At 30.4% G+C, this 9,404-nt stretch carries 8 protein-coding genes; 7 read left to right on the forward strand and 1 reads right to left on the reverse strand.

Annotated elements, in window-relative coordinates; genetic code table 11:
• Positions 1-564: 564 nt before the first annotated feature.
• From QZV12_RS13190 to QZV12_RS13215, 6 genes are all read left to right on the forward strand, one after another.
• Positions 565-849, forward strand: a complete 285-nt coding sequence (locus tag QZV12_RS13190; RefSeq protein WP_295622578.1) for a hypothetical protein — start codon at positions 565-567, stop codon at positions 847-849.
• 446 nt (positions 850-1,295) lie between these two features.
• Positions 1,296-2,627: a non-hydrolyzing UDP-N-acetylglucosamine 2-epimerase gene (wecB, locus tag QZV12_RS13195; RefSeq protein ID WP_295622580.1), complete on the forward strand. Its 1,332-nt coding sequence runs from the start codon at positions 1,296-1,298 to the stop codon at positions 2,625-2,627.
• A gap of 117 nt (positions 2,628-2,744) precedes the next feature.
• Positions 2,745-3,917, forward strand: coding sequence for an ATP-grasp domain-containing protein (locus QZV12_RS13200; protein WP_295622582.1), 1,173 nt, complete (start codon positions 2,745-2,747; stop codon positions 3,915-3,917).
• 116 nt (positions 3,918-4,033) lie between these two features.
• Complete coding sequence (locus tag QZV12_RS13205; protein WP_295622584.1) at positions 4,034-5,056, forward strand: hydantoinase/oxoprolinase family protein; 1,023 nt, start codon at positions 4,034-4,036, stop codon at positions 5,054-5,056.
• Between the two features lie 110 nt (positions 5,057-5,166).
• Positions 5,167-5,859, forward strand: a complete 693-nt coding sequence (locus QZV12_RS13210; protein WP_295622586.1) for a hypothetical protein — start codon at positions 5,167-5,169, stop codon at positions 5,857-5,859.
• 291 nt (positions 5,860-6,150) lie between these two features.
• Complete coding sequence (locus QZV12_RS13215) at positions 6,151-6,726, forward strand: CDP-2,3-bis-(O-geranylgeranyl)-sn-glycerol synthase (protein ID WP_295622588.1); 576 nt, start codon at positions 6,151-6,153, stop codon at positions 6,724-6,726.
• 200 nt (positions 6,727-6,926) lie between these two features.
• Here the strand turns inward: QZV12_RS13215 and QZV12_RS13220 are convergent, their stop codons facing one another.
• On the reverse strand, positions 6,927-7,229 hold the full coding sequence (locus tag QZV12_RS13220; protein ID WP_295622590.1) for a hypothetical protein: 303 nt from the start codon (positions 7,227-7,229) through the stop codon (positions 6,927-6,929).
• 454 nt (positions 7,230-7,683) lie between these two features.
• Between QZV12_RS13220 and tes the strand changes: the two genes are divergently transcribed.
• A complete protein-coding gene (tes, locus tag QZV12_RS13225) occupies positions 7,684-9,213 on the forward strand; it encodes a tetraether lipid synthase Tes (RefSeq protein ID WP_295622592.1) in 1,530 nt (509 codons plus the stop codon).
• Positions 9,214-9,404: the final 191 nt, after the last annotated feature.

Consider the following 9,404-nt stretch of genomic DNA (forward strand, 5'->3'; position numbering starts at 1 on the left):
TTTTTTTTTTTTTTTTTTTTTTTTAAAGATTTGATTTTGCAAGCTCTACTCTTCTTCTATTCATTTTTATCTTTTTTTAATAGTTTTTTATTTTCCATTATTCTCCCTATTTCTTTTAAAATATTTTTTATAATTTTATAATCCGTTTATATGTAAGCAAGCACTTGAATTCGAAAATACTTAATATATTCTTTTTACAAATATACTATTGTTGGAATGATTTAGTTAACTATTTCTTATGATTATGTTAACTTTTCTAAATTTAAAAGAAAATATATTGATCATTTTGTGATGAATCTATTTTCTATTAAATCATTTTGTGATGAATCTATTTTCTATTAAATTTAGGCTTCAGAAAATAATGCTTGAATATGAGGAAACACTTCTAAATTAAAATTTGCAGAATTTAATGAGGTAGTGATAATTTGGATAGTGGAGCAATTTCGAGCCTAAATAAAAGTAACAATAATAATCCTTTTGCTAGAGAAGAAAAGGAAATTCTAATTCAAACAGAAATTAATAATTTTTCAAAATTTTTTAAGGACAATCATGGCAAGTACATAAATGGGAATAATGATGGTCCAAGATATTGTTTTTTTTGATTTGATCTTAGATGTTTACAGATTAAACTCTTTAGAAGACACTATAGTGATAGTAAACAGTGTGCTAAATAATTTAGGATACCCTTCCTCTAAGTGGGCAGTAAAGTTATTTGTAGAAAAGATGTTTAATGGAAAATTAGAAGAGGGCAAAATCTTCTTCACTCCAGAGCATTATAAGCTTTTAATGAACGACATTAAAAAGTCACATGAAGAAGGATATGTAATTCCTCCTATCTATAACATTTAAATGATTAGTTTAGGATTTTTTATATTCTGAATTTATTATTTTTCTTTTTCTTTTTTTAGTTTAGGATTTTTTTCTATTTTGAATTAATTATTTTTCTTTTTCTTTTTTTAGTTGAGGATTTTTTCTATTTTGAATTAATTATTTTTCTTTTTTTGAGACTGTAAAATTTTATAGGCTTATTTTAATTTTATTAGATTTTTTATAAGTAAAAATTATTTATGATTTTAAGCCTAAACTTTTTTACGAAGTCCTTTTTTAACTAAATCTTAAATTTCTTTATTTTATTTTTTTAAGGAATTCTTAAAACATTCTCTTTTTTTATTCACCAAAGTCTTTTTTCATAAGCATTTAATTAAACTATATATTATTTGAAAAACATAAACTAATATAACATAAATTAATATAAAATTTATCATTATTATCAACTAATATACGGGATGTTTAATATGAAAATAGCGATTGTACTTGGAACAAGGCCTGAAATAATTAAAATGGCTTCTGTAATGGATGAGATTGAAAAGAGAGGTCATGAACTGTTATTGATTCACACTGGTCAGCATTATGATAAGGAAATGTCTGAAAATTTCTTCATTGATTTGAAATTGCCTACTCCAAACTATAACATTCATGTTGGTTCTGGCTCTCATGGAAAGCAAACAGGTAAAATGATGGAAGGAATTGAAGAAGTGCTTCTTGATGAAAAGCCTGATATTTTGCTTGTTCAAGGAGATACAAATGCAGTGCTTGCAGGTGCACTTGTTGCAAGCAAATTGCATATTCCAGTAGGGCATGTGGAGGCTGGGCTTCGTTCATTTGATGAGACAATGCCTGAAGAAATCAATAGGCTTGCTGCAGACATTTGCTCTAAATTATACTTTGTTCCAACTGAAGAATCTGCAGTTAATCTTGCTATGGAAGGAATTTCAAGAAAAAGAATATTCATTACAGGAAACACAGTTGTAGATGCTTATTTCAGAAATCTTGAAATATCTAAAAGTAGGGACAAGTCAGAATATGATGAGGGACTTGCCGATTTGGATATTGACAATATGAAAAACATCCTTACATTAACAATGCATAGGGCTGAAACTGTTGATGATAAAGAACGCTTAACCCGTATCATCGAAGCTTTGGAAGCACTTGATGATATGAACATTATTTTCCCTATACATCCAAGAACCAAAAAGACAATGGAGAATTTCGGTCTATTTGACAGGTTAAACGACCTTTCTCATGTTCACATCATTAAGCCTGTAGGATATCTTGATTTCCTACTTCTCATTTCAAAATCAACTATTATACTAACAGATTCAGGTGGTCTTCAGGAAGAGGCTATCACTTTAGATGTTCCTGCACTTACCTTAAGATACAATACAGAAAGGCCTGAAACTGTTACAGCAGGAGGAAATATCCTTGTAGGTTCCGATAAGCAAGTCATACTTGAAAATGCAAGGAAAATATTAGCTGATGAGGAATTTGCAAATAAGATGAAATCTGCTAAAAACCCTTATGGAATGGGAAATGCAGCAGAGCTAATGATTAAGATTATTGAAGAGTCAGATAAAAAGGACACTCTTAAGATGGTAGCTCCTGAAGAGGTAATGTCAAGCTTTACCCGTCATATGAAGCTTATTGATGAGGACATTACTGTAAGTGAGTTTGAAGATAAAAACAATTCATTGATTAAGATAGCATTTGAAGAAGAAGAAATCAGATTCCCATATGATGACTTGAATATTAATGGATTGACAATCATTTATGAGGATTACAGAAATTGATTCATTTAATCAAGAATTATTGGAGCATTAAGGGTTAATATCAATTAATAATTAATATTTAATTAAATTTTAATTTAAAAACAATTATCATATTATTTTATTTATTAGGCGATTCAAATGGTTGATTTAAAAGATGTTAATGATGATTCAATATTGGTGTTTGAGTACTTTACTTCCGCCGGTGTAGAGGATTTATCAATTGTTTCAGAAGCTGTAGAACTTATCAGATCACTTGTCAGTGATATAAAGGATGAAGATATTTATGTTTTGCTTGCAAAGCAATTTAAAGATATCTTTGATGATTTTGACTTTGATGTGAAAACAATCATCATTGACGAGAAGCTGGAGGATTGGTTAGAAAGAGAGGCTTATGTCTTTGATAGGGCTATGTTTATTGCAGCTGAAGGAGACATGAACCTATACAATTTAACTAAATTGCTTGAACTCAAAGACATTAAGGTTTATGGATCTGACCATTATGCTGTTAATCTTACCTCAGACAAGTTTGAAACCTTTGATTATTTGAAGAATAGGGTAAAGCAGCCAATGACTTATAATATTCTCATTAACCCTAAAACCTATTGGAAAAGTGCTATTCAAATCTTCTTTGACAGAATCAATGGAGATTATGGAGATGGCATTGATGATGGAACAGTTCCAATCATGCAGAAGCCTAAAGACATTCCTGTTTTAGACAATTCAGATAGGGATAAAGTTAAAAAGAACAAATTAATAGCAAAGCCACGTTTTGGAGTGGATTGTGATGACCTTAAAGTCATCTCCTCTAAACTGGACATTGATGAGCTTGAAAACATCTATCCTACTGGCTCAAGATTTATAGTTCAGGAGTATATTCCTGGAGATGTTTGCAGTGTTTCTCTTCTCTGTGATGGTAAAGAGGCATTGCTTATTAGCTTAAATAAGCAGATTGTTGAAATAGATGAAAATGGCGGAGAATACCTTGGAGGATACGTTCCTTATGATCATCCTCTAAAGGACAAGGCATTTGAACTAGCTAAAAGGGCTTGTGAATTCATTCCAGGTCTTAAAGGATTTGTTGGTGTTGACTTAATCCTTGCAGATGATGTTTATTTGATTGAAATCAATTCAAGATTTACAACCTCTTATGTAGGTCTTCAAAAGGTTTCCAATATAAACATTGGGCAAACAATCATTGATTTGATTGATAAAAAAATATCCATTGGAGATATTGGTGAAATAGAATTTAGTGATAAGGCAAGCTTCTCTAAGGATGAAAATGGAATGTTAAATATTAAAATAGGGGAATGATTCCTTTATTCAGTTTAATTTAAAAATTTATATAAATATAATCAACTAATAGTTTAATTTAATTATATTTTTAAATATGAATCAAATAAATTATGTTTTTTAATTTTGGTGATAATGTGAAAGTAGCAGGATTTGATATTGGTGGTGCAAACACCGATTTAGCAATCGTTGAATATGAAAATGGTGAAATAAAGGATATTCAAACAGTGTTTGAATATTTGCCTATGTGGTGTCAAAATGAAAGGTTGGGAAATGTCTTATATGATTTGATTGAAAAGGTATGTCCTGTAGATGAAATAGATGCTGTAGGGATTTCCATGACTGCAGAATTAGTGGATGCATTTGAAACAAAAGTTGATGGCGTATTGGACATTGCAACCACTTGTGAAAAGCTATTCGATTGTCCAGTTGCATATATTGGTGTTGAAAAGGTATTGTCACTTGCTGAACTTATGGCAAACCCTATTGAAGTTGCAGCAGCCAATTGGATTGCCACTTCTCAGATTGTAGCTGAAATCGAAAAGGATTGCATCTTTGTTGATACTGGAAGCACAACCACTGACATAATTCCAATTAAGGATGGAAAGGAATGTGCTAAAGGAAGAACTGATTTTGAAAGATCTGCAACTGGAGAGCTTGTTTACACAGGAACCTTAAGAACCAATTTGACAAGCTTTGTAGATTCAATTCCATTAAACGGAGAAAACTATAGGGTCGCTTCTGAATTGTTTGCAAGTACTGCTGATGTTTATAATGTTTTAGGATTGATTAAGGATGAGGATTATGTCTGCGATACCTGTGATGGTGCAGGTAAATCTAAAGAGGAATCTGCAAGAAGAATCTCAAGGGTTGTATGTGCAGATTTGGATATCCTATCAATTGATGACATTAAGGTAATGGCTGATTATATCCATAAGGAACAGGTAAAGCAAATTGCATCTGGCCTTAAGGAAGTAAGTGATAGGGAAGGATTGGATAAGGTTGTTGTTACAGGTCTTGGAAAAGACATTTTATGTGCAGAAGCAGCTAAACTATTAGGGCTTGATGTCAAGTCAATGGGTGACTACTATACTGATGATGAATGTACAGTTGCTCCAGCTATTGGAACTGCAATCATGATGAAAAATTATCTTGACTAAATGATTTGTTTATATCTTAAAGTGAATATCTTTGGAAAATAGATTGAATAAATGTTTTGTTTATATTTTAAAGTGAATATCTATTGGTTAATTAATGGTGTAGTGTAACTATGGGTAAAAAGGCAAAAATCATTATTATAAGTCTGATAATTATTCTTGCAGCTATTTTAGCATTTTTTGTATTTTCAGAAGGGAGTTCTGAACTGGTAGGAGAAAACAGTTTAGGTACTGTAACAAAGGTCAATTATACTCATACTGATAATCCTAGAATAAAAATTGCAGTTGTTTCCGGTATGCATTCAAGAGAAAAGCTTCATCTATTTGTTCTTCCTCTCGCTTGCAGATTCTTTGCAGTAACACATGGAGATGCAGAAGTGATTAATTATCGTATTAAGGTAACTGATTCTCCTGAAGACTTTAACAAAGGCAGAGCTAATGGTGAGTCTCTTGTTCACGATTATGTTGTGAATGAAGTGGCAAAATCAGATCCTGATTTGGTCATTATAGGCCATGACCATGAGCCTACTTATGGTGAAGGATATTATATAGCCACTCCAACAATGGATAATGCTTCAGTTGAATTGGCAGAAGTGGTCACTAATGAAATAGGATTCAACCATTATAAGAGAAATAAGACATTGCCTACTAAAAGTACTTCAATCCTCAATGTTGACAATCCGATAGTTCAAACAGGAACAAGAGTATTTGTTTATGAGATTCCTGAAGTGGATACTAGGTCTGAAGCCTTCGTACAATCCTATAGGCTATTGGAATCTTCTTATAATCATTTGATTAACCAATGATTCTTTTTTATGGCATTGTTTTAATCATTTGATTAAGCAATGATTCTTTTTATGGCATTGTTTTAATCATTTGATTAAGCAATAATTCTTTTAAAGTGCATATTTTTAATCATTTTTGATTAATCACTTATTTTTTTATAGTTATTCGTTATCATTTGATTATAAATGATTTTTTAATAAGATTTTTTAAAAAATAATAGAAAATAAAAACTTTTCATGCTTAAATTTATAAATAATTAAAAATAAACAATTAAATGTATAATTTTATTGAATTTAGTTTTGAGGCAAATAATGGATTCTGAAATATTTAAATTACTGATTTTTATTTTAGGTACAGTATATTTCATGCTACCTGCTTATGTTGCTAATCTAAGCGGCCTTGCTTTTGGCGGTGGAACACCAGTTGATGGTGGAAAGAATTGGTCTGATGGTCGCAGGATAATCGGTAATGGAGTAACATGGAAAGGTTTACAAAATGGAACTATACTTGGAACTCTTGTAGGGGTAGTTTTAGGAATAATAGGAACATATTATGGAGATTTAAGCGTTTTAACTGGAGGAGTGATAGACCTTCCTGTTTATGGCAGCATATTCGGTGGTTTAATATTAGGTTTCCTGATGGCTTTTGGTGCATTGTTAGGTGATGCAGTTGGAAGTTTCTTTAAAAGAAGAATGGGTCTAGAAAGCGGACAGGCAGCTCCATTTATGGATCAATTGGATTTTGTTTTAGGTGCACTTTTATTAAGCCTGATAGTAGTTAGAATTAACTTGCAGCTTTTCATAACCATTGTATTGCTTTCACTTATATTGCATTTAGGTTCCAATATTGTAGCTTATTTATTTGGAATCAAGGATGTTTGGTATTAATCCCCGCTTTTCCATTGCTATTAGCAATGCAAAACCTGGACCAAAAACTTTTTTTTTTTTTTTTTACTTTTGTGTTAATTCTTTTTATATATTTAAATGAAAGCATATCCTTTTTTTAATTAAAAATTAAACTATTTATTAAAATATCTTTTTTTAGCTTTTCGCATCGAAGATATCTGATAGTGGATTTTGTTCTTTTTTTAGCTTTCGTCATCGAAGATATCCACTAATGGCTTTTGTTCATTTGTTTTTATGATTGGAGTTTCTTCTCGTCTTTTTCCTTTATCATCTCGTTTTTTAAATCTCCAGCCATACTCTTTCAATACTTTTTCACTGACCCCATATTTATTGGCTACCCATCTTAATCCATGTTCTTCAACTTCCGCTTTAACATCTTCTGGATCATTAAAGCTTATTGGGTCAATGCTTTCATAATACTCAAGAACTTTTAAGATTCTGTTATTTGGAATGTTGTTTTCTTTAATCCACTCGCTTAACTTCATATGATGCACCTAAATGTGATATTTCTTAACAAACTTAATTAATACTATTTATTTATGTTCTATTACTTAATATGTTCCCTATCTATTTATTGTTTTAGTTTTTTCCCATAATCTTCATTTTTCGTATTAAGAATTTTTTATTTTTCTCTTTCTTTATTTTTTTATAATAGATTACCAATTTTGTTTTTATTTTCATTGTTTTTATATATTATATTTAAATATTATGAAAAATATATTAAGATTATTATGTTAATATAAGATATATGAAATCTTTAAGTTTTCAAATCTTTTTTGAAAAACATCATTTTATGATTTTTCTTATATTGCTTAAGGATTTTATATAATTTTAAAAATCATAATTACTGTTTATGAAATTTTATTTTTAAATTAAATAAAAAAATAATGATTAATTTTACACAGAGTATACAGATTCAAAATCGATTGTGGTGAAAATATGCATATTAAAAATACAACTAGTTTATGTCCTATTTGTCTTAAACCTTTAGATGCTGAGGTTTACGAAGAGGATGGAAGAGTCTGGATTAAAAAAGAATGTCCAGAACACGGGGAGTTTAATAATACTTATTGGAGTGATGCAGAATTATATGACCGAGTTGATCAATATGATTCTCTCACTAAAGATTTAGAAAATCCAATGGTTGATAAGGTAGCAAAATGTCCTTCAAACTGTGGTATCTGTTCAGAACATGAATCATTTACTGTTTTAGGATTAATTGATGTAACAAACAGATGTAACTTAAAATGTCCTATTTGTTTTGCTAATGCTGCTGTTTCCAAAAAGTTATTTGAACCTACTCAAGATGAGATTCGTCAAATGCTTAGGAATTTAAGAGATGAAAGACCAGTTCCTGCTCCAGCTATTCAATATGCTGGTGGTGAGCCAACTGTAAGGAAAGATTTACCTGAGTTAATTAAAATCGCTAAGGAAGAAGGATTTTCACATACTCAAATTGCAACTAACGGTATAAGAATTGCTAAAAAAGAAGGTTATGCTCAAGAATTAAAAGATGCTGGATTAAACACTGTTTACTTACAATTTGATGGTGTTACAGAAGAGCCTTATTTAATAGCAAGAAGCAAAAACTTGTTAGATGTAAAATTGCAAGCTATTGAAAAATGTAGAGAAGCTGGTTTAGGTGTTGTAATTGTACCTACTGTTGTAAAAGGTGTAAACGACCAACAAATCGGTGACATCATTAGATTTGCTATTGAAAACATTGATATTGTTCACGGTGTAAACTTCCAGCCTGTAGCTTTTGCAGGAAGAACCCCTTCTGACCAAGTGGAAGAGCAAAGAATCACCATTTCTGATTTCTTAAAATTAGTGGAAGAGCAAACTGAAGGCCAAATAGCAAAAGATGACTTCTATTCAGCTACTTCTGTACAACCTGTATCTGAATTCATTGGAGCATTAAGAAATGAAGAGCCTCCAGTAACATTAAACTGTCACCAACACTGTGGTTCAGCTACCTATATATTTATGGATGGAGACAAGATTATTCCTATCACTCGTTTCATTGATATTGATAGGTTCTTGGCATTCTTAAACAAATACACTGAAAAATTGGAAGATGGTGGATTCGGTATTAAATCAAGAGTTCTTGCAAGTGCTACCAAAAATATTAGAAAAATCATTGATGACTCTTTAGCTCCATCTGGCTTAGACATGAAAAAGATTTTATATGGAATCTTTAAAGACCAATCCTATGATGCTTTAGGTGAATTCCACGTGAATTCATTGCTTATTTCATGCATGCACTTTATGGACCCATTCAACTTTGATACTGATAGGGTAAAAGACTGTGTAATTCACTATGCAGTTCCTGATGGAAGAGTAATTCCATTCTGTACCATGAACTCAATCTACAGACAAGGTATTGAAGATGAATTCTCAGTTCCATTAAATCAGAAAATGACTGAATACAATGATAAAACTGGAGAAGAAGACGAAGATTCTGAATAATTTTCCACTACTTGGAAAATATTCTTTTTAATCTTTTTTTAATCTTTTTTTCAATTTCTTTTTTTGTTGAATTTTTTATATTTTTATAGGTTTTTTTTTAATTTCTTTTTTGTTGAATTTTTTATATTTTTTTAGGTTTTTTTTTAATTTCTTTTTTGTTGAATTTTTTATATTTTTTTAGGTTTTTTTTT

Origin of the sequence: uncultured Methanobrevibacter sp., from assembly GCF_902769175.1 — an archaeon.
Taxonomy (GTDB): domain Archaea; phylum Methanobacteriota; class Methanobacteria; order Methanobacteriales; family Methanobacteriaceae; genus Methanobrevibacter.

Bases quoted from the DNA above. Each gene is read 5' to 3' on its own strand.
- tes (WP_295622592.1), top strand. From the start codon at position 7,684: ATGCATATTAAAAATACAACTAGTTTATGTCCTATTTGTCTTAAACCT.
- QZV12_RS13220 (WP_295622590.1), bottom strand. From the start codon at position 7,229: ATGAAGTTAAGCGAGTGGATTAAAGAAAACAACATTCCAAATAACAGA.
- QZV12_RS13200 (WP_295622582.1), top strand. From the start codon at position 2,745: ATGGTTGATTTAAAAGATGTTAATGATGATTCAATATTGGTGTTTGAG.
- wecB (WP_295622580.1), top strand. From the start codon at position 1,296: ATGAAAATAGCGATTGTACTTGGAACAAGGCCTGAAATAATTAAAATG.
- QZV12_RS13190 (WP_295622578.1), top strand. From the start codon at position 565: ATGGGAATAATGATGGTCCAAGATATTGTTTTTTTTGATTTGATCTTA.
- QZV12_RS13210 (WP_295622586.1), top strand. From the start codon at position 5,167: ATGGGTAAAAAGGCAAAAATCATTATTATAAGTCTGATAATTATTCTT.
- QZV12_RS13215 (WP_295622588.1), top strand. From the start codon at position 6,151: ATGGATTCTGAAATATTTAAATTACTGATTTTTATTTTAGGTACAGTA.